Below are 20,873 nucleotides of genomic sequence, written 5' to 3'. Positions count from 1 at the left end.
CCGGTCGCATCCGGCCGGGCCGGGGCCGGGCGTGGGCCGAGGAGCCGCCGGCCGCGGCTGGTCCTCACTCGGTGGTCCGGGCGCCCCGGAAGGGGCTGACGCGGTCGGGGCGGCGCCGCTCCCCGCCCCGACCGCGCGCGCGGTTACAGGACGACGCCGCGCTGCTGGAGGGCGGCGGCCTTGAGCAGGGTCACCACGCCGGGGGTGTCGCGACCGATCGCCACACCGATCCGCTCCAGCTCCCGCTTCTCCGGAGGATTGCCGGACGCCCGCCCCTCCGACAGGATCGCCACTCGCTGGAGTCCGGCGGCGGCGAAGCCGCACACCCCCGCTTCACCGGCCCGGGTGGCGCCGTCGCTGCCCGGCAGCGTGACGAGACTGACGTCGGCCTCCGCGATCACCATGAAGCCGTCGATGGCGAACCCGGTCTGCTGGCCGAGGGACCACTCCTCGATGCGGCCCGCGACGGTGTCCTTGATGCCTCGGCCGGTCTGCGCGTTGGCGTCCTCGGCGGTGGGCGGTCCGGTGATGGTCGCGTCCAGAGGGTGCCCCCCGAACGTGCGGTGGGCGATGATCTGCCGGGCCTGCACGGGGTTGGTGCCCCGAGTGATCACGACGACGCCCTGCGCGCGCAGACCGTCGAGAGTCGTCGCCTGGCGCTGCTGCGCGGAGGCCAGGATGCCGGCGGTACCGCGGTCCCAGTGCTGCTGGCACCAGGTGCGGTCCGCCGCGGTCGTCGTGGCGAAGCCGGTCGCCTGAGTGAGGAAGCCGTCGTACACCTGCAGGACGTCCGGCAGTTCGAACAGCGCCGCGTCGCCGGCCGCGACGGCGACCGTCGCGCCCAGCACCATGCGCTGTGGTGTGTTCTCCCTCGGTACGGCTGAGCCCATCGCCTTGTAGGCGGCCGACTTCGCCTCGCCGGGCGACATGCGGTCGTATGTGATGTCACCGATCTTGAGCACGGAAACCCCTTCCCGGGGCCGTCGCGGGCCCCGTGTCCCGCTGCCCCGCCGATCGTCGCGGGGCGGCAACACCGTCACGGTCCCACCGGAATGCGGGCGGACGCCGGTATTCCACCCAAAATCATCGGTATCCCCCTGAAAAGAACCGTCGCCGCTCCGTCAGGACGGGGCGAGGACGGAGAACTCGTAGCTCTCCGGGGCGGCGCCGAGAAGCACGGCGTCACCGTCGAGAACACCGGCGAGCGGCTCACCCAACAGCTGGTCCCGACACTCACCCAACCCTTTCGGCACGGCGGCGAGCGCGTACCCACCGACCACGCCGGTGCCGGCCTCGGTCTGGCGGTCGTCAAGAGCGTCACCCACGCGCACGGCGGAATTCTCACTCCCGCCCCGCGCGCCGGCGGTGGACCGCGCGTCACCGTGGAACTGCCCGCGAAGGCCCCGCACACGGACGGATCCCGGCTCCGGCGCCACTGACCGTGACGCCGCCCGCCGGGCGCGGGGCGCGTCCACCGGCGGTCCGGTACACGCTCCGGCCGCTCGGCTGCATAGGGTGTGTTCCGTGCCTGGCGAGACTGACCTGCGACGACTTCTGATCGACATGCGGCCGGAACTGAATCCGGGGCGCTTCGTGTTCACCACGGTGGCCGACGGCATTCCCCCCGGGGTCTCGCCGATCGTCACCGTGGCCGAACGTGAGGGCCTGACGATGGTGCTGAGCCAGGAGGACGCCGAGGCCGCCGGGCTCGGATACGACTACGTGGCCGGCTGGCTGGTGCTCCGGGTGCACTCCGCGCTGGACGCGGTCGGCCTGACCGCCGCCGTCGCCCACGAACTCGCGGGGGCCGGGGTCAGCTGCAACGTGGTGGCCGGTTTCCACCACGACCACCTCTTCGTGCCGTACGAGGTGGCGGACCGCGCGATGGCCCTGCTCGAAGGGCTCTCCCGGAGATCGGCGGCAGCGCTGTCGTAGTAACATAAGTGGTTTTTCCGGGAGGGGAGTTCGGGGCGCTGGGGACGGGTAGCCGGTCCGTTCTCCGGGGTTCCGAGCGCGTACGCCCCTCCCCACGCAGGGAGAGGACTCCACGCATGACAGCTTCCGCGCACAACGCCGAGACCATCGGGGTGGTGGGGGCGCGCACCAACAACCTCCGCGATGTCACCGTGAACATCCCCAAGGGACAAGTGGTCGCCTTCACCGGGGTCAGCGGCAGCGGCAAGACCTCGTTAGCCATCGACACCATCCACAGCGAGGCACAACTCCGCTATCTGGAGGGGCTGTCGCCGTTCATCCGGCAGTACATCACCCAGCGCAACCGCCCCAAGGTGGACCGGGTCCTCGGCCTCGGCGCCACCCTCGCCGTCGACCAGCGCCGGCTCAACCGCAACCCCCGCTCCACCGTGGCCACCATCACCGGCATCGACGGCCACCTCGGACTGCTCTACTCACGGCTGCCCGGTGTCGGCGCCGATGCGGGCCCCGGCGACGGCCACCTCACCACCGCGCACTTCGACCGGCACACCCCGGAGGGGAGCTGCTCCGACTGCCACGGTGTCGGCGGCCGGTGGCAGGCGCGGGAAGAACTGATCATCACCCACCCGGAGTTGCCCCTCTTCGACGGCGCCTCGCCCTGGTACGCCAAGTGGCGCTCCGGTGAACACGCCTTCATTCCCGCCCTGGCGGAGAAGCGCGGTGTGGATCTCGCCCTGCCCTGGCGGTCACTGCCCGAGGCATTCCGTCACAACGTGCTCCACGGCACGGGTGACGAGAAGATCGAGGCCACCGTCGACATGCCGAACAAGAACGAGACGTCGTCCTGGACGTACACCTCCAGCGAGCCACTGCGCGGAGCGCTCGCCGAGGTGGAACGGGTCTTCGCGAACGCCGCGACGCCCACCGCCAAGGAGCGCTACCTGCCGTACATGCGCAAGATGCCCTGCGCCACCTGCGGAGGCACCGGATACGACGACGTCGCCCGGTCGGTCCGGCTCGGCGGGCTCGCCTACCCGGAACTGCTGGAGGTCGACGTACGCGAGGTACGCGCCTGGGGCGACCGGGTCACCGAGGGACTCGGCACCGGACAGCGCGTGGTGGGCGAGCCGCTGCTCCAGGACCTGGCCCGCAGACTCCGGGTGCTCGACCGGCTCGGCCTGGCCCATCTCCAGCTGTCCCGGGGCGCCGCCACCCTGTCCGGCGGCGAACTCCAGCGCACCCGGCTCGCGGCACAGCTCAGCACCGAACTCAGCGACATCATCTTCGTCCTGGACGAGCCGGGCACCGGCCTCCACCCGGCGGACAAGGCGCATCTGCTCGACATCGCGCTGGAACTGCGTGCCGCCGGGAACACCGTGCTGCTGGTGGAGCACGACCCCGAACTGATCGCCCGCGCCGACTGGGTGATCGACATGGGGCCGGGCGCCGGGCGGCTCGGCGGCGAGGTGCTCGTCTCCGGCGCGCCCTCGGACGTCGCCGCCCATCCCAGCTCGCTGACCGGCCACTACCTGGCGGGGAAGGGACCGCGACTGCGCCGCACCCGCCGTCCGGTCGGGGACGGCTCGAAGTGGGTGGAGCTGCACGGTCTGTCCGCGCACAACGTGACCGCCGACCTCGTCCGCTTCCCCGTGGGCCGGCTGACCTGTCTGACCGGGGTCAGCGGCAGCGGCAAGAGCAGTCTGCTCGGGGCGCTCGGTGCCGGGATGGAGGCGGCCCTGACCGGAACGGCGGCCGACACCGTCCGCCGGGTCACCGGGGGCGAGGGCTTCAGCTGGGTCGCCGTGGTCGACCAGGAGCCGATCGGCCGGACCCCCCGGTCCAACCCCGCCACGTACAGCAAGGCGTTCGACATCGTCCGCAAGCTGTTCGCGGAGACGGACGAGGCGCGCAAGCGCGGCATCAAGTCGTCCTGGTTCTCCTTCAACACGGCGAACGGCGGACGGTGCGAGACGTGTACCGGGTACGGCCGCAAGCTGGTGAACATGCACTTCCTGCCGGACGTGTGGGTGGTCTGTGACGTCTGCGAGGGCCGCCGCTACACGCCGGAGGCCCTGGAGATCACCTACGAGGGGCTGACCATCGACGGGGTGCTGGATCTGACCGTCGCCGAGGCGGTGGAACGCCTCACGGAACAGAAGCAGTTGGCGGAGACGCTGGAGGCGCTGAACCGGGTCGGTCTCGGATATCTGCAACTCGGCCAGAACGCCACGGAACTCTCCGGCGGCGAGGCGCAGCGACTGAAGCTGGCATCGGCGATCCAGCGGGGCGCGGCCGGCCGCAAGGCCGGACTGGTCGTGCTCGACGAGCCCGTCTCCGGTCTGCACCCCTCCGACATCCAGCGCATGGTGGACGCCTTCGACCTGCTGCTGGACTCGGGCAACACGGTGGTCGTCGCCGAGCACGACATCCCCGTCGCCGCCTCCGCGGACTGGGTGATCGACCTGGGTCCGGGCGCGGGCCCGGACGGCGGGGCGGTGGTCGCGGCGGGTTCCCCGGAACAGGTGGCCGCCGCCGACACACCGACCGCGGGATTCTTCCGGCGGTACGCGGCGGGCCTGCCGCTGCTGGGGGAACCCACCGGGCCGTCGGGCAACTGACCCGTACGGGCGGGTGGTTGACGCCCCGCGTCCGGCCGCGGTCGTACGCGGTCAGGCGCGGGGCGAGGTCAGTTCCACCACGGTGATGTCCGGTTCGGCGCCCAGCCGGACCGGCGGCCCCCAGAAGCCGGTGCCCCGGGTCACGTAGAGCAGGGTGTCCCCGTGCCGGCTCAGCCCGGCCACGTTCGGCTCGGCCAGCCCCATGAGCTGGTTGAACGGCCAGAGCTGGCCGCCGTGGGTGTGGCCGGAGAGCTGGAGGTCCACCCCGTACCGGGCGGCCTCGTCGACCTGTCCCGGCTGGTGGGCGAGGAGTACGACGGCCCGGTCCCGGTCGCGTCCGCCCAGCGCGGCCTCGTAGTCCGGGCCGTCACCGTGCTCGGCGCCGCTCTCGTCCTCGACCCCGGCCAGGTCGAAGCCGGGCAGCGCGACCCGCTCGTTGCGCAGCGTGCGCAGCCCGACGCCCTCCACGAACCGGACCCACTGGTCGGCGCCCGAGTAGAACTCGTGGTTGCCGGTGACGAAGAACGCGCCGTGGCGGGCCCGCAGGTCCGCGAGCGGTTCGGCGGCCCGTCCCTGGTCGGCCACGTCGGCGTCCTCCACGAGATCGCCGACGAGCGCCACCAGGTCCGGTTCGGTGCCGTTGAGGAGGTCGACCAACTGCCTGGTGCGGTCCCGGCCCACCAGCACGTTCAGATGGATGTCGCTGATCAGGGCGATCCGGAACCCGTGGGCCGCCGGGTCGAGCTTCGCGAGCGGCACGGTCAGGTGCTTGACGCTCGGAGGGCCGAGCGCCGTGTAGGCGCCGTACCCCACGGTCGCGCCGGCGACGGCCCCGGAGGCCAGGGCGACGGCCCGGCCGACGAACAGCCGCCGGGAGGGGTCGAGTTCGGCCCCGGACATGGACCGGGACGCGGACGCCGATTCGGATTCGGATTCGGATTCGGAACCGGCCTCGCGCTCCGACCCGGGCCCGGGGGTGTCCGAAGTCGGCACGGAGTCCGTACGGGGCGCCGGCGCCGGGCCGGCCACGGATAGCGCACCGGGCGCCGCGGGCACCGTGACCGCGGCGGTCGCCCGGCGCCGTTCCGCCCGCAGCAGGAACACCCGCGCCACCTCACCGACCAGCAGCGCCAGGGCCAGATAGAGGATCCCGGCCATCCACACGAAGCCGGGCCAGCCGACAGCCGTCGCCAGCGGCGCGGGCAGCGCACGCTCGCCGGGCGGCGCGGCCACCAGCAGTACCCCCAGCAGCACGATCACAACGGTGCCGCCCCGGCGCCACGCGGAGCCGGGAGTCGTGGTGTCGCGGACGGTACGCCGCCACACGTAGTAGTGGACACCGGCCAGGAGCGGCAGGACGAGCGCGACGAACAGCGCGGAGGACACCCGGGCCCCCGATCAGCGGTCGATCGGCTGCGGTTCACCGCACCAGTGCCGCAGCGCCCTGGTCAGCCCCCGGCCGGGCTCGGCGCCCGCCCAGGCCACGTAACCGTCGGGCCGGATCAGCACATGCGCGGGCCACCTGGCACCGAGGGGTTCGGCCAGTACACCCGTACGCAGCCGGGCCTCCCAGCCGGCGGCGGCGGGCGGACAGCCGTCCGTGCCCGTCAGTACGAACCCGCCGCCCCTGAACAGTTCGTAGAGCCGCTCCGGACCGCCGGGAGCCGGCTTGAGCGGCCGGTCGGGCACCCGCAGCCCCGTCCACCGGTCACGCCCCGCCGCCGGATAACGCAGGGTCAGACCCGACAGGTGCAGCACGTTCAGCCGGTGGACCGGCTTGATCCGCATCGACCACATCGCGGCCTTGCGTATCAGCCGGGCGGGCAGGCTGTCCGAGGTCTCGAAACGGAAGGACAGGTCGGTCTTGCGCAGCGTCTCCGCCGCGATCGGGTAGCGCTCGGCCTCGTAGGAGTCGAGCAGACTCTCCGGCGCCCACCCGTCGAGCACCGCGCGCAGTTTCCAGCCCAGGTTGAACGCGTCCTGGATTCCGGTCTGGAGGCCCTGTCCGCCGGACGGGATGTGGGTGTGCGCGGCGTCCCCGGCGAGCAGTACCCGGCCGACCCGGTACCGCTTGGCGTGCCGCTGCGAGCTGCGGAACCGCGACAGCCACAACGGGTCGGTGATACCGATGTCCAGGCCCAGGACGGCGGCGCAGCTCTCGCTGAGGTCCTCCAGGGTCAGCGGCTCGTCCGCGGGAACGGTGAACTTCTCCCGGTCCAGCACGATCACCCGGTACGTGCCGTCCCGGAACGGGAACAGGGCCGCCATACCGCGCCGGTTGATCCTGGCGTACTCGGCGGGTCCCGGCGGACTGCTCAGCCGGGCGTCGGCCATCATCAGCGACTGGTCGTAGTTCCAGCCGTCGAAATCCACCCCCAGCACCTCGCGTACGGTGCTGTTGACCCCGTCGCAGCCGACGACGTACTGGGCCCGGACGGTCGTCGGGCCCTCCGGACCGGTCAGCTCGACCACGACCCCGTCGTCGTCCTGCGACAGTCCGGTCATCTCGGTGCCGGGCAGCAGGACCGCGCCCGCCTTCTCGGCGGCTATCTGCAACGCGTCCTCGGTCTTCGACTGCGGTATGGAGAGGCTGAACGGGAAGCCGGTGTCGAGCAGCCCGTAGTCCAGATAACCGTCCTCGTTGCCGAGCGGGGGGTGCGGGCACTCCAGGCCCCAGGCCAGCACGTCGTCCACCCGGCCCCGCATGTCGAGGAGTTCCAGGGTGCGGGGTTCGACCGTGCAGGCCCGGGACAGCCTGGCGCGCCGGGTGCGCTTGTCCACCACCTGACAGGAGATACCGAACCCGGCCAGTTCCGCGGCGAGCGCGAGCCCGGCGGGTCCGCCGCCGACGATGAGCACCTGAGGGGACGGCGGCATCTGAGACTCCTTCGGATCGGCTGGTCCCGCCGCACGGGGAGGGTGCGGCGCGCACAGGGCCACAGCAGGGCAAGGCGGCCGGACGTCCGGCGCGGAGCCGCTCCTCGCCGGACGCCAGCCAGTTAAAAGGCGGTCCGTGGCGGGCGCAACCACGGTGAGAACGAGGTGAGAGGCGCCGGAGAGCGGCCGTTCGCCGGTGAGAGCGGTTCGAGAACCAGGTTGAGAACGGCGGGCCCTAGCGTGGCGGCCGATCAGGTGGTGTCCATGCAGTCCAGCCCGCAGGGGGGGCGTCCCGCCATGACCGCGCATCCGCCGGAACCACTTCGCGCACCGGCCGCCCCGGCACCGCCGGCCGGCACCGAGCCGTCGGCCGCCGCGAGTTCACCGGCCGGCCCGGAGCCCGAGGACCTGGAATCCCTGCTGACCATCCGTCACTTCGAGAACCTGCTGCTGCGGATGTTCGCCGAGGGCAGGCTCAACGGCACCACGCACACCTGTCTGGGACAGGAGTACGTGCCGGTCTCACTGGCCCCGCTCCTGGCGGGCGACCACGTGCTCAGCAACCACCGAGGCCACGGCCACTACCTCGCGCTGTTCCGCGATCCCGCCGGACTGCTCGCGGAGATCATGGGCCGGGCCGGCGCCGTGTGTTCGGGCGTCGGCGGCAGCCAGCACATCCGCCGCGGGAACTACCTCTCCACCGGGGTGCAGGGCCAGAGCCTGCCGCTGGCCGTGGGCATGGGGATGCGCTGCAAGCGCGTCGGGTCCGGCCGGATCGCCACCGCCTTCGTCGGTGACGGCACCTGGGGCGAGGGCGCGGTGTACGAGGCGCTCAACATGGCCGCCCTGTGGCGGGTGCCGGTCCTGGTGGTCGTCGAACACAACGCCGTCGCCCAGTCCACCCCGACACAGCTCCAGATGGCCGGTTCGATCGCGGACCGGGCCGCCGCCTTCGGCATCGACTTCCTGGAGATCACCGGCCATCAGGTGCCGGAGATCCGCGAGCGGCTGGCCCCGGTGGTCCGCCGGGTCCGTGAGGAACACCGCCCGGCCGTCGTGCAGTTCACCACCCGCCGGCTGGGTCCGCACAGCAAGGGCGACGACACCCGTTCGCAGGCGGAGGTGGACCGCCTCTGGGAGCAGGACTGGCACCGGGAGCTGACCGACCGGCTGGGCGAGCCGTTCCGGGAACTCGACGCGAGGATCCGCGCCGACCTGGAACAGCTGGCCCGGGAGGTGGAGGCACGGCCGCCCGCCGCCTGGACGGGCTCCGGTCTCCCGGACACGAGGATGGAGTACTCATGGCCGAACTGACCGAGCCGACCGAATCGACGGAATCGACCGAACTGACGGGCCTGGTGGCCGATGTGCTCCAGATGGCCGCCGCCGAGGTCACCGACGACACCGGCCCCGCCACCACGGCTGCCTGGACCAGCCTGCGGCACGTCCAGATCGTCGCCCGGGTCGAGCAGACCTTCGGTGTGAAGCTCACCGCCCGTGAGGTACGCGGCTGCCGCACCGTCGGCGCCCTGCGCGGACTCCTCGCCGAGAAGCGGGAGGCGCGGTGACCGCGCGGCCGGCGCCCCGGGTGGTGGAGGCGCTCAACAGCGCCCTGCACCGGCTGTTCGACGAACGGCCCTCGCTGCACCTGATCGGCGAGGACGTGCTCGACCCGTACGGCGGCGCCTTCAAGGCGACCCGCGGGCTGTCCACCCGCCACCCGGACCGGGTGCTCGGCACCCCGATCAGCGAGGCGGGCATCACCGGCGTGGCGGGCGGTCTGGCCCTCGCCGGAGACCAGGCGGTCGTGGAGATGATGTTCGGCGACTTCGCCGCGCTCGCCTTCGACCAGGTGCTCAACCTGATCTCCAAGTCGGTGACCATGTACGGGGAACGGGTGCCGATGCCGGTCGTCGTGCGCTGCCCGGTGGGCGGCAACCGCGGTTACGGCCCCACCCACAGCCAGAGCGTGCAGAAGCACTTCCTCGGCATTCCCAACCTGGCGCTGTACGAGACGAGCCCGTTCCACGACCCGTACGCGCAGCTGGCAGAGGGGCTCGACCACGGGCCCGCGATGCTCTTCGAGGACAAGGTCCTCTACACCCGGCGGGTCTGCCGCGACGGGGTGGCCGACGAGCACCACAGGTACGAGCTGCTCGGCGGGCCGACCGGCTGGGCGCACGTCACCCCCGTGGACGGGGCCCCCGCCGACGTGGTGCTGATGTGCCCCGGCGGGACCGCGCACCGGGCGATCGAGGCCGCGCGGCTGCTGCGCGGCCGCGGACTGACCACGCACGTACTGGTCCCGGCCCGTCTCTACCCGCCCGACCTGGAGCCGGTCCTGCCGCTGCTCGCGTCCGCCCGGCTGGTCGCGGTGGCGGAGGAGAGCACCGCCGGCGGTACCTGGGGCGCCGAGATGGCCGCCCAGGTGCACGGGCGGATCTGGGCGGAGCTGCGCGCACCCGTCCTGCCGCTGTCCTCGGCCGACTCGGTGGTGCCGACCGCCCCGCACCTGGAGGCCGGGGTGCTGCTCGGGGCCGAACGCATCGCCGACGAGATCGAGTCGGCCGCGGCCCGCGCCCTGCCGCCCCGCGCGCCGGCCGCGCCCGTCCCGGCCGCCGGGCCACTGACGGACACCGGGCCCCGGGCCACCCCCGTCGCGGAGCCGCCCGCCCCGGGCACCGTCACGCCGGACGCCGCCGGGCCGGTCGCCGCCGGGCCGGAGGGGGCCGAGCCCGTGGCCGGAGTACCGGTCGCCGTGCCCAAGCTCAACAACAACGACACCGCCTACCTGGTGCTCCAGTGGCTCGCCGACGACGGCGCCCAGGTCGCCGAGGGCGATCCGCTGGTCGAGGTGGAGACCTCCAAGGCGGTCGAGGAGATCGTCGCCCCGGCCGCCGGGCATCTGCGGGTGCGCGCCGCCGAGGGCATCGAGGTCGGTATCGGCGAGCTGCTCGCCGAGCTGTTCGCCGAACCGCCGACGGCCCTGCCCGACGCCCCGCCCGCCACGCCGCCGGGGAACCCGGTCGCCGCCGCCCCCGTACCGCCGGTGGCCGCCGAGCCGGCGGCCGCCCCCCGTACCCATGTGCTCGACCGGGCCCAGCAGGGCACCGCTGCCGTGGTCACCCGCGCGCACCAGGAGGTACCCGCCGCCTTCGCCGCGGTCGAGGTCGAGGTGGACGCCGTGCTGGCCCGGCTGCGGTCACTCTCCGACGAGACCGGCGCCGAGGTGGGTCTGCCGGAGGCGGTGGTGAAGGCCGTGGCCGGCGCGCACCCCGCCTTCCCGCACCTGTTCGGGACCCTGCTGGACGAACGGACCGTACGACTGGCCGACACCGTGGACATCGGGGTCACCGTGGACGCCGGGAACGGCCTCTACATCCCCGTGCTGCGGGACTGCGCCGCCCGTTCCCTCGCCGATCTCTCCGACGACCTCATGGATTTCCGGATGCAGGCGTTCCGCGGTGAGTTCACCGCGCGCGAACTGTCCGGTGGCTCCCTGACCGTGTCGCTGAACGTGGAACCCGGCGTACTGGTCGTCCAGCCGATCGTCATGTGGCCGCAGCTCTGCATGGTCTCGATCGGCGGCCCGCTGACCCGCCTCGTCCTCGCCGACGGTGTGCCCGCCCCCGTCACCGTCGTCACCCTCGGTCTCGCCTACGACCACCGGGTGGTCAACGGCCGGGAGGCGGTCGGGTTCCTGCGCGCCGTCGCGGACGCCCTCCACGACCCGGAACAGCTCGTCAAACTCATCGACTGACCGTGAGGAGTTCCAGTGGCGTACGGGTTGACCGCCTTCGGTACCGCCCTCGGCGAAGAGGCCGCCGTCAAGGACGTGGTGGCCGAGTACACCGAGGACGTCGAGCGTGTCCTCGGGTACGGCTACGAGTACATCCACCGCGCCCCGCCGGACGTGAGCGTCACCGATCTCGCCGTCGAAGCGGGCCGGCGCGCCCTGGAGTCGGTGAACCCGCGCGAGGTGGACCTGCTCGTACTCGCCCTGACCGACCTCGCCGACCATCTGTACTGGGACGCGGCGGCCCGGGTCCAGTGGGCGCTCGGGCTGAGCCGGGCCGAGGCGGTGCTCATCGACCAGGGCTGTGTGGGCGGGGTCACCGCGTTCGACACCGTCGCGGGGCGCTTCGCCACCCATCCCGGCTACGGCACGGCGCTGGTCGTCGGCGCCAACCGGACCGTCGAGGCGTACTGGAACAGGCTGGACACCCACTCGCTGCTCTTCTCGGACGGGGCCGCGGCCGCCGTCGCCGTACGCGACGCGCCCACACTGCGCTGGCGCTCCTCCTACGCCGAGACGGACGGCCGGTACGCCGACTTCTTCCGGATGGACGTCGGCGGCGCGCGGCAGCCCTTCGTACCCGGCACCGAGACCCCCGCCGTACGGGACGCCTGGGACGTGGTCGACCAGTTCGAGCACGACGCCGAACGGCTGGCCGCCTACGCCGAGGAGATCGACGAGCGCACCGCCCGCGCCGTGCACCGGGCCTGCCGGCAGGCCGGCTGCGACGAGGAGGAACTGGCCCGGCTGCTCCTGCTCAACGACAACGCACGGGTACTGGCGACCCAGGCCGAACTGGTCGGGGTGCCGCTGGAGCGGACCAACGCCCGACTGGCCGCCCTGAACGGGCACTTCGGCGCCGCCGACCACCTGTTCTCCCTGGCCCGGCTGGAGGAGGCCGGAGAGCTGGCGTCCGGGGACCTGCTGGCCCTCGCGGCCAACGGCCGGGGCATGCACTGGGCGTGCACGGTCCTCCAGTGCTGACCGTGCCGCCGGTCCGTGTCCCCGCGGTCCGGGGAGTCCCCTCCCGCCACCGAACAGATCGGAGTAAAACGATATGAGTCGTCACCCCGCCCGGCGCGCCCTGATGGCCGCCGCGCTGGTCTGCGCCGGCCTGGGGCTGGTGTCCTGCGGCGCCGATCCCGACACGTCCGTGCAGTCCTCCGACTCCGCCGACACCCCCGCCTGCAAGCTGCTGAGGCCGGTGTCGGTCGAGTTCGACCTCGGGCAGCCCTCGGTGAGCGAGATGTCCGGGGACGGCTGCACCGCCCACAGCCACGAGTTCGGCACCCTCACGGTGACCATGAAGGACCGGCCGCTCGAAGACGCGGCCACCGGGCAGGGCAAACGGAGCACGATGCGCTTCGGCGACCACGACGCCGTGATGCTGATGGGTTCGCTGAACGGCGTCTGCAAGATCTTCCTGGACACGGGGGAGAAGAACAGCCTGGAACTGCGGCTCGGCCGGACCACGGCGATGACCCCGCAGGTGTGCACCTCGCTGAAGAAGGCGACGGCGAAGGTCGCCGAAGACCTGCCCGCCGCGTCCCCGGCCAAGGCGACCGGCTGACCCGCCGGCGCCGGGAGTCCCCGCCAGGACACGCCTGTGTGCCGGAGCCCGTCCACCGACCGGGCTCCGGCACACAGGCGTGCGCACGGCCCCGGCGCTCGCCAGTGCGCGAAGGGACGCTCCCGCGCGGCGCACGGCACGGCAGTGCCCCGGCCCCGGCGCCGTCCCGTTCGCCACGTCCGTCTCGGACCGGGCCCCGGGCGATGTGCCCGCACACGCCACGCACACCGGCACGGCGCGCACCCGCTCGGTGCGCACCGAGCCGCTCGTCCCTGTGTGTTGCCCACCGGGCGGTGGCTTCCCGCGTACGGGGGTGTGCCACCTCCGTGCCGCTCGACCTCGCGTGTTGACGCCCGCGCGGTTCGTCCCCGCGTACGGGGGTGTGCCACCTCCGTGCCGCTCGACCTCGCGTGTTGACGCCCGCGCGGTGGCGTTCCCGCGCGGTTCCCTCCCGGGTACGCGGTGTGCCCCCTGCTGCTCGTCCCTGTGTGCTGACGCCAGCGCGGTTCGTCCCCGAGTACGGGTCTGCCACCCCGTGGCGCTCGTCCCCGCGTCTTGACGCCCGCGCGGCGGCGTTCCCGCGTACGCCGTCCGCCGACCCCGCGGTGCGGTCCCCCGTCCTCCACGCCCGCGCGGCCCCTTCCTCACTCCAACGTGCGCTCGGTCGTGACCAGCGTCGCCTCGCCCACGGAGGCGATCCCGAGGGCCGGGGCCCGGGTGTCGGCCGGGCCTTCGGCCGCCGGTCCCGGCAGGCCCGGGGTGCGGTCGATGACCCGGACCTTCGCCGGTCCCGGTGCCAGCTCCAACTCCAGCTCCACGCCCCGCTCCGGCACTTGACGGATCGTCAGTTCCCAGGGGTCGTCCCCGGGCGGGTCGTCCGCGAACTCTCCGGGCACCCCGGACAGGGACCAGCCGCGGACGGCCGCCCCGCTGACGACGACGACCAACTCGTCGGCGCCGCGCTCGGAGACCGCCGTCAGCCTGACCCGTCGTCCCCCGTCCTCCGAGCCACCGAGAGCCTCGGTGGTGATCCGGGGGCCGGGCAACGGGTACTCCTCGGCCGGGCCCCGCCGTACCGGCACCCGCCAGCCCGGCCAGAGGTCCGTCACGGAACCGGGCTCGGCGTCCGCCGGCAGGAATCGGTCGCTCCAGTCGTCCGACGGCGCCCCGCTGACCCAGTGGGCCGTACGCCGGTCGGCGTCCCACACGTACGCCAGGTCGGCCCGCAGATCGCGTTCCTGCTCCGGAGGAATCAGCGCGATGCCCGCCAGTACGGCCACCGACACCACGCCGGCGGTCACCGGCAGCAGCCGGGGCAGGCCCGGCAGCACCCCCGGCAGCAGGGCCGTGAGCAGCGCCGCGACGGCCACCGGAGCGGCGACCAGACCGAGTCCCAGGGCGTCGGTCAGCAACGGCAGCAGCGGGAACACCAGCAGCGCGGCCGGGACCGTGCCCAGCGCGGCGGCCAGCACCCGGCCCCCCACGGTCGCCCCGGCCCGGGAGGTGAGCACGGCCGCGGCGGCCAGCAGGCCCAGCGCGGGCCAGATGAACACATGGCTGCCGCCCGGCAGCGCCACCGCGCTCACGCAGGACAGCAGGATCCACAGCAGCGCCGCGCCCGCCACCTGTTCGCGGGGGCCGGCCCACCGCCGGACGAGCAGGGCCAGCGTGGCGCCGACGGCCAGGGTGAGCAGCAGGAACCCGGCGAGGGCCGGACCGTGCCCGCCGATGTCGTAGTAGTGGTCGAACTCGGCGTGCCCGGACGCCGTCAGCGGGGCCAAGGCGAACGCGGCCCCGGCGGCCAGCAGCAACTGGCCGAGGGCGACGAGGAGTCCGCGGCCGACACCGCCGATGGTGAGCAGCCCCCGGGCGCGCAGCCGCAGTAGCAGCACCAGGCCGAGCCCGGCCGCGGTCAGCGCGGCGGGCAGGGCCGCGCCCAGCGGATAGGAGACGAACCATCCGCCGGCCTGGAAGTACGCGGAGTCCCCGGCCGGGGTGCGCGCCAGATCGGCGGAGCCGAGCGCACGGGCCAGGCCGAGGGCCTGCCCGCCCTGGTGCTGGACGGTGGCCGGGTCGACCTGCTCCGGGGTGTCGGTGGCCCCGTGGTAGTGGGTGTAGCCGTCCAGATAGGCGAGGTTGAGTCCCTGGTGCCCGGCCTCCTGGAACACCGTGAAGTCGGTGAGGTTGGGCATGTAGTCGTACGCGGCGTCGAGCAGTGAGTCGGTCCGCGCGCCCGGCACCTCCCCGGCGAGGGTCTTCACCAGCCAGGCGGTATCGGGTCCCGCTTCGAACATCAGGCTGGGGCCGCGGCTGCCACGGGCCTCGAAGTTCAGGATCACGGCGTCGGACGGCAGCACGCCCGGCGTGTTGACCAGGGCCTGCGCGCCGAGCAGACCGCTCTCCTCGGCGTCGGTGAACACCAGCAGCACGTCGTTGCGCGGCGGTGGTCCGGTACGGAGCGCGCGGGCCGTCTCCAGTAGTACCGAGACCGGCACCCCGGCGTCGTTGGCACCCGGGCCCGCCTCGGTGGAGTCGTAGTGGGTGACCAGCGCGACGGGCCGGGTGCTGTCGGTGCCGGGGATCCGGGCGACGACGTTCTCCAGCCGCAGACCGGCGTATCTGGAGTCCGCGCCGATGGGGGAGAGGTCCGGCCGGTGGGAGGCCGCCGCCCCGGTGTGCACCCGGGTGTCGATGCCCAGCCCGGTGAGGGTGCGCACCAGGTACTCGCGGGCCTCCGTGTGCGCGGCCGAGCCGCCGGGGCGCGGGGCGGCGGCGATCTCCCGTACGTGCTCGGCGGCGCGGGCGGCCGAGAAGGTGTCGGCGGGGGCGTCCGGGCCGCGTGCCGCCGGCATCCGGCCGTCCCAGATCACCAGGGACAGACAGAGCGCCGCGAAGGCGGCGACGGCCACCGGGAACACCCAGCGGAGCACGCCGGTACGGCCCGCTCCCCGCCCCCCGTCGGCCGGTTCGCGCCGGTCCGTGCCGTGGTCGCCGGGGCTTTCACGGGTCTGCCCGTCGGCGCCGGGAACCGCCGGGCCGGCAGAGCCGCCGGTGTCGCCGGTGCCGGCCGCGCCGGGTGGGCCGTGAACCGGCGTCTCCCGGCTCCCGGGCGGGGTCCCGCCCGGACCGGTGTCATACCGCCTGAGTGCCATAGACCGTCGGTCCCTTGCTCGGCCGGTATCCGCGTGGCACCCCGGCGGCGCTCCGCCGTCGCAGCGCGATCTCGATGCGGTCGAGCACGTCCTGCTCCGCCACCCCACCGAGTTCCGCCGCGGCGCGCTGCCGCGCGTGGTCGCGGACCAGCGGGTTGAACGCGTAGGTGGGGCCGTCCTTCGTCCCGCCGGGGGAGACCGCCAGCAGATGCAGGTTGACCAGGGTGTCCAGCAGCCGCTGGGCGTCCTCGCCGGGCCGGTCGGAGACGGCGGAGGCCATCCACTCGGGGACGTACTCCAGGTCGCACAGGCTGAGCCGGAGCCACAGCCGGTACCCGGCGGGGGACAGCTGGTCGAGGGAGGACGCGAGCCGCGCCCCCATGTCCAGCCAGCCTATGGAGAGTTCGTCGATGCGGTTGCGCTGGGTCGCCAGACGTTCCGTGAAGGTGAGCAGGGTGCAGCGCGGGCGGGCCCGCAGCCGTGCTCCCGCTGCCCGGATGGCCAGCGGCAGGTGTCCGCAGAGCTCGGCGATCCGCCTGGCGCTGTCGACCTCGGCGAAGACCCGTTCCACGCCCACCAGGGAGGCGAGCAGGTCGAGCGCCTCGTCGGTGGGCAGTCCGTCCACGCTGTACTCGGTCAGGCCCGGTATCTTCAGCAGGCTGGCCCGGCCGGTGCACAGCACCGCGCTCTCGCCGCTGGGCAGCAGGGCCTCGTACCGGGTGGACTCGGCGACGTCGTCCAGCACGATGAGCAGCCGCTTGGTGGCGGTGACGCTGCGGAACAGCGCGGCGCGGGCGGCGAGGCCCGCCGGGATGCGCTGTTCGGGCACCCCGAGCGCGTCGAGGAACCCGTGCAGCACCTCCTGCGGGGCCGCGGGGTCGGTCTGTCCGTGCAGGTCGGCGTAGAGCTGGCCGTCCGGGAAGCGCTGCCGCAGGCTGTGGCCGACATGGATGGCGAGCGCGGTCTTGCCGGTGCCGCCGCAGCCCGCCAGCGCCACCACGCGCGAGCCGTTGTCCGTGCCCAGGTCCGAGGTGATGCGGTGTACCAGGTCGCGCCGGCCGGTGAAGTCCTTCACCCGGGGCGGCAGTTGGGCTGGCACTTTGGCGGGCGGACAGGGCTGGTACGACACGGCGGGCGGCGGTGCGAGCGGTTCGCCGGACAGGATCTTCTGGTGCAGTTCCTGAAGGCCGGGGCCCGGCTCCAGACCGAGGTTGTTGATCTGGGTGAGGCGGTTGTTGCGGTAGACGGTGAGTGCCTCCGCCCGGCGCTGGGACAGGTGCAGCGCGGTCATCAGCTGGGCGCACAGCCGCTCGCGCATCGGGTACTCGGCGACGAGTGGTTTGAGTTCACTGATGAGTTCGGCGTGCCGGCCCAGGGTCAGGCCCACGTCGAGCCACTCCTCCAGAACGGAGAAGCGGCGCTCCTCCCAGTGCGCGGCCACCGCGTAGGTGAGCGGTCCCGAAAGGTCGGCGAGCGGCTGCCCGCGGAAGAGGGCCAGGGCGCTGCGGTATTCGGTGCTGGCGGACTCCAGATCGCCGACGGCCACCAACTCCCGGGCCCGGCGTGCGGACTTCTCGAAAGCGTGCGCGTCGAGATCGTCGTCCCCGAGCCGGATCCGGTAACCGCCCTGCTCGGTCTCGATGAGGTCCACCGGCGCCCCGGCCGCCGCGAACGCGTTGCGCAGGCGCCAGACGCACGTCTGTATCTGCTTGTCGGCGGTGGCCGGCGGAGCCGAGCGCCATACGGCGTCGATCAGTGAATTGACCGGGACGATTCGGTTCGCATGAAGCAGCAGGGCCGCGAGCACCGTCAGCTGGCGATTCCTGCCCACACGAATTGGCTTGCCGTTAATGATTACCTGTAAGGGCCCCAGGATGCGAAAGAAAATGTCACGACCATTGTCGTCCAGTTCTTCTTGGGAGTGACCTGTATTGAGAGATGAATATCCATTGTGGATCGGCAAGATCATCCTCCGGGGCGCCGACGCTATTTGCAGGCCAGCAGGGAACTTTAGGAGAGCATCGGCCGTCATGTCCATACCCCCGCTAGCTGATGACCATGGACTTTGTTCGGAGAAACTTTTCCACTGGCGCGGATTCTTTGCACTGTGCACAATGCGGACTGGCTGGAATAGTTCGGTCCTGTGGAGTCGGCTATCGGCGGTGCCTCGATCGGCCGCCAACTATGCGCGTTGGCCTGAAATCGCCATCGTGCGCAGGGCCAGTGCGTCGACCTTTCCGCCCGGTGTTCTCGGCAGTTCGGGCAGCACCGTGATGTGATCCGGGCGCATCGGCCCCGGAAGGGTCTCTGCTATTTTCTCGCGCAACTCCGGGGCCGTCGCCCCGCCACCCAGCACCACGAACGCGATCAGCCGTTCCCCCGCCTCCTCCCGCCGCAGCACGACGGCGCAATCGGTCACCGCCGGATGTCTGCGGACCGCCGCCTCCACCTCGCCCAGTTCGATCCTGAACCCGCGTACTTTGACCTGGTGGTCCACCCTGCCGAGAATGCGCAGCCGGCCGTCGTCGCCCCACCACCCGCGGTCCCCGGTCCGGTAGAGGCGCCCGCCCGGCTCGAACGGATCCGGCAGGAACCGCTCGGCGGTCGGCGCCGGCCGCCGGTGGTAGCCACGGGCCACCCCGGGGCCGCCCAGATGGATCTCGCCCGGCACTCCGGGCGGTACGGGCCGTAGCCGGGCGTCGAGTACATACGCCCGGTAACCGGGCACCGGATGCCCGATCGGAATCGCCGCTCCGGCGGCCTCGGCGGGGCCGCAGCGGTGCGTGGTGGCCCAAACCGAGCACTCGGTGGGCCCGTAGTCGTTGAACAGCGGCGCGTCCGGACACAGGCGCAGATGCTCGGCGACGATGTCCGGGCTGAGCGGTTCGCCACCCACGGCCACCATCGAGAAGCGGTCCAGCACGCTCCTGTCCGCGACCTGGAGCACGATCCGGTAGTGCGAGGGAACCGCGTGGACATGGGTGACGGCCGCGGAATCCAGCAGCTTCCGCAGCGCCATGGGGTCGTGCGCCTCGGTCTCGGTCGGCAGCACCACGGCGCCGCCGGCGGTCAGTGCCCAGAACATGCCGCCCGCCGCGCCGTCGAAGCACAGCGGCGGCAGCACCAGGTCCCGGCCGGGCGGCGGCCCGGCCATCGCGCGGGCCGCCGTGGACGCGACGATCGCCCGGTGGTGCACCCCGATGCCCTTCGGCTCGCCGGTGGAGCCGGACGTGTAGATGACGTACGCCAGATCGTCGGGTGTGACCGGGACGCCGGGGGAGGTGCCGGGCAGTCCGGCGGCCTCATCGGCCGGCAGAACCGGTACCGGGACGGACAGTTCCGGCCGCCCGCGGGCCAACAGCGCCACGGCCCCCGAGTCCGCCAGGATGTGCCGGATCCGCTCGGGCGGGTACGTCGGCTCGATCGGGACGTACGCGGCGCCCGCCTTCAGGACGCCGAGCATGGCCGTCACCGACCAGGCGGCGCGTTCGGTGAGCAGGGCCACGAGCCGGCCGGGGCCGACCCCGGCGGCGCGCAGCTGCCGGGCCACCCGGTTGGCGTCCTCGTCCAGTTGACGGTAGGTCAGTTCGGTCTCCCCGCACAGCACGGCCGGCGCGCCGGGGGTCCGTGCGGCGTGTTCCTCGACCAGGGTGTGCAGGCAGCGTTCGGGGAAGGGCTGTCCGGCGCCGCGCGACCAGCCGTCGAGCGCGGTCCGCTCCGGCTCGGTGACGCCGTCGAGCTCGTGCACCGGCCGGTCGTCGAGCAGTCCGTCCACCACGGCGAGCAGGCGTTCCACGAACGTGGCGACGGCCGACTCCTCGTACAGACCGGTGTCGTGCTCGACCCGCAGCCGGTCACCTTCCGGCAGGATCAGCAGCCCGTGGTGCGCCACCGCGTCCGGCACCCGGACCGGCAGCGCGGTGTACGCGCCGATCCGCTCCGGCTCCGGTTCGCCGCCGGGGGCCACCGCGAGCGCCGCGCGGAACCCCGGGGGAACCGGGACACCGGCGGCGACCGCCTCCACCGTCCGCCCGAGGGCGGTGGCCCCGGACTCGGTCTCGCTCAGGCGCGGCGCGACCGCCACGGGGCTGTCGGACGCGACGACCAGCGCCGTTCCGGGGGATTCGCCGCAGCGCACCAGCAGCAGCGCGACGGCGGCGGCCAGCGCCGCATCGGCGGGCACCCCGGTGGCCCGCAGCCGTGCGGCGGCCGGGCCGGCCGGGACCCACAGGGTCCGCGCGTTCCCGGAGGCCCGGCCGGAGCCCAGGACGGCCGGCGGCACCGGCGCCGCGTCCCCGCCGCCGGTGCCCACCGCCCCGGCGAGGTCCGCTGAAGAACCCTCCGGAGCGGTCCCGGCCGCCGGGAACGGGGCGTCGTCCGTCAGCAGCCACCGCAGCACCGCGGCCGGCGGCACCGGGTCCTCGGTGACCACCACCAGGAGGAACCTTTCCTCACCGAGCCGGGCCAACAGCACCCGGGCCGGCCCCGGTTCCACCTCGGCGGCGTAGGTCTCCTCCCGGACCAGCTCGCCCCACTCCGCGCTGTCCGCCCCGCCGCCCACCAGGTCGTGCACGGTGAGCGGGACCTCCGGGACCCGGTCCGCGACCCGGTCCGCGACCCGTGCCCGCAGCGCCCGCAGATCCGGCCGGCCTTCGACCACCCAGGCCCCGGTGGTGAGACGGGGACGGCCGTCCGCGGGCACACCCGCCGGAACGGGCGGGGGAACAGCCGCCGGAGCGGTCGCGGACACGGATGCGGGCACGGATGCGGACATGACGCTGCCTCCTGTGACGCTGTTGTGATGTCGTGGTGGAGGGGGGGGGGGGGGGGGGGGGGGGGGGTTTTTTTTTTTCCCCCCCCCCCCCCCCCCCCACCCACCCCCCCCACCCCCCCCCCCCCCCCCCCCCCCCCCCCCCCCCCTCCCC

At 73.3% G+C, this 20,873-nt stretch carries 13 protein-coding genes and 1 pseudogene; 8 read left to right on the top strand and 6 right to left on the bottom strand.

All coding sequences use genetic code 11. The features are described from left to right. Window positions 1-143: 143 nt before the first annotated feature. Complete coding sequence (locus ACZ61E_RS25695; protein WP_469702228.1) at window positions 144-962, bottom strand: hypothetical protein; 819 nt, start codon at window positions 960-962, stop codon at window positions 144-146. A 219-nt stretch (window positions 963-1,181) separates the two neighbouring features. Between ACZ61E_RS25695 and ACZ61E_RS25690 the strand changes: the two are divergent. From ACZ61E_RS25690 to ACZ61E_RS25680, 3 genes and pseudogenes are all read left to right on the top strand, one after another. Next, window positions 1,182-1,439, top strand: a pseudogene (locus tag ACZ61E_RS25690) (ATP-binding protein); the annotation flags it as partial. 85 nt (window positions 1,440-1,524) lie between these two features. Continuing rightward, a complete protein-coding gene (locus ACZ61E_RS25685; RefSeq protein WP_469702227.1) occupies window positions 1,525-1,935 on the top strand; it encodes an ACT domain-containing protein in 411 nt (136 codons plus the stop codon). Between the two features lie 116 nt (window positions 1,936-2,051). Further along, the gene (locus tag ACZ61E_RS25680) at window positions 2,052-4,553 is read left to right on the top strand and encodes an excinuclease ABC subunit UvrA (protein ID WP_469702226.1); all 2,502 of its coding nucleotides are present in this window, start codon (window positions 2,052-2,054) and stop codon (window positions 4,551-4,553) included. A 51-nt stretch (window positions 4,554-4,604) separates the two neighbouring features. Here the strand turns inward: ACZ61E_RS25680 and ACZ61E_RS25675 are convergent, their stop codons facing one another. Both ACZ61E_RS25675 and ACZ61E_RS25670 read right to left on the bottom strand, forming a co-directional pair. Next, window positions 4,605-5,939 carry a metallophosphoesterase gene (locus ACZ61E_RS25675; protein WP_469702225.1) on the bottom strand — a complete coding sequence of 445 codons (1,335 nt, stop codon included), beginning with the start codon at window positions 5,937-5,939 and terminating at the stop codon, window positions 4,605-4,607. 12 nt (window positions 5,940-5,951) lie between these two features. Continuing rightward, window positions 5,952-7,430, bottom strand: a complete 1,479-nt coding sequence (locus ACZ61E_RS25670; RefSeq protein ID WP_469702224.1) for an FAD-dependent monooxygenase — start codon at window positions 7,428-7,430, stop codon at window positions 5,952-5,954. Window positions 7,431-7,727: 297 nt separating this feature from the next. On the opposite strand from ACZ61E_RS25670, the gene ACZ61E_RS25665 reads away from it, so the two are divergent. The 5 genes from ACZ61E_RS25665 (at window position 7,728) to ACZ61E_RS25645 (ending at window position 12,796) form a co-directional block, all read left to right on the top strand. Further along, window positions 7,728-8,744, top strand: coding sequence for a thiamine pyrophosphate-dependent dehydrogenase E1 component subunit alpha (locus ACZ61E_RS25665; protein ID WP_469702223.1), 1,017 nt, complete (start codon window positions 7,728-7,730; stop codon window positions 8,742-8,744). Continuing rightward, window positions 8,732-8,998, top strand: a complete 267-nt coding sequence (locus ACZ61E_RS25660; RefSeq protein ID WP_469702222.1) for an acyl carrier protein — start codon at window positions 8,732-8,734, stop codon at window positions 8,996-8,998. Before ACZ61E_RS25665 ends, ACZ61E_RS25660 begins: the two co-directional genes overlap by 13 nt. Further along, window positions 8,995-11,190 carry a 2-oxo acid dehydrogenase subunit E2 gene (locus ACZ61E_RS25655; protein WP_469702221.1) on the top strand — a complete coding sequence of 732 codons (2,196 nt, stop codon included), beginning with the start codon at window positions 8,995-8,997 and terminating at the stop codon, window positions 11,188-11,190. Before ACZ61E_RS25660 ends, ACZ61E_RS25655 begins: the two co-directional genes overlap by 4 nt. Window positions 11,191-11,205: 15 nt before the next feature. Continuing rightward, window positions 11,206-12,210, top strand: coding sequence for a 3-oxoacyl-ACP synthase III family protein (locus ACZ61E_RS25650; protein ID WP_469702220.1), 1,005 nt, complete (start codon window positions 11,206-11,208; stop codon window positions 12,208-12,210). Between the two features lie 73 nt (window positions 12,211-12,283). Beyond that, the gene (locus ACZ61E_RS25645; protein WP_469702219.1) at window positions 12,284-12,796 is read left to right on the top strand and encodes a hypothetical protein; all 513 of its coding nucleotides are present in this window, start codon (window positions 12,284-12,286) and stop codon (window positions 12,794-12,796) included. Window positions 12,797-13,440: 644 nt separating this feature from the next. Here ACZ61E_RS25645 and ACZ61E_RS25640 read toward each other — a convergent pair. The 3 genes from ACZ61E_RS25640 to ACZ61E_RS25630 all read right to left on the bottom strand — a co-directional run bounded on the left by ACZ61E_RS25640 (window position 13,441) and on the right by ACZ61E_RS25630 (window position 20,722). Further along, the gene (locus ACZ61E_RS25640; protein ID WP_469702218.1) at window positions 13,441-15,726 is read right to left on the bottom strand and encodes a M28 family peptidase; all 2,286 of its coding nucleotides are present in this window, start codon (window positions 15,724-15,726) and stop codon (window positions 13,441-13,443) included. A 202-nt stretch (window positions 15,727-15,928) separates the two neighbouring features. Continuing rightward, window positions 15,929-17,779 (bottom strand): AfsR/SARP family transcriptional regulator, encoded by a 1,851-nt coding sequence (locus ACZ61E_RS25635; protein ID WP_469702217.1) that lies wholly within the window; start codon window positions 17,777-17,779, stop codon window positions 15,929-15,931. 351 nt (window positions 17,780-18,130) lie between these two features. After that, on the bottom strand, window positions 18,131-20,722 hold the full coding sequence (locus ACZ61E_RS25630) for an amino acid adenylation domain-containing protein (protein ID WP_469702216.1): 2,592 nt from the start codon (window positions 20,720-20,722) through the stop codon (window positions 18,131-18,133). Between the last annotated feature and the right edge of the window lie 151 nt (window positions 20,723-20,873).

It is taken from the genome of Streptomyces sp. NPDC104581 (genome assembly GCF_055583685.1).
This window is presented reverse-complemented; position numbering and strand designations above follow the sequence as displayed.

Excerpts from the sequence above, each read along its gene's own strand:
- ACZ61E_RS25665 (WP_469702223.1), top strand. The coding sequence starts at position 7,728 with ATGACCGCGCATCCGCCGGAACCACTTCGCGCACCGGCCGCCCCGGCA.
- ACZ61E_RS25680 (WP_469702226.1), top strand. The coding sequence starts at position 2,052 with ATGACAGCTTCCGCGCACAACGCCGAGACCATCGGGGTGGTGGGGGCG.
- ACZ61E_RS25630 (WP_469702216.1), bottom strand. The coding sequence starts at position 20,722 with ATGTCCGCATCCGTGCCCGCATCCGTGTCCGCGACCGCTCCGGCGGCT.
- ACZ61E_RS25645 (WP_469702219.1), top strand. The coding sequence starts at position 12,284 with ATGAGTCGTCACCCCGCCCGGCGCGCCCTGATGGCCGCCGCGCTGGTC.
- ACZ61E_RS25670 (WP_469702224.1), bottom strand. The coding sequence starts at position 7,430 with ATGCCGCCGTCCCCTCAGGTGCTCATCGTCGGCGGCGGACCCGCCGGG.
- ACZ61E_RS25660 (WP_469702222.1), top strand. The coding sequence starts at position 8,732 with ATGGCCGAACTGACCGAGCCGACCGAATCGACGGAATCGACCGAACTG.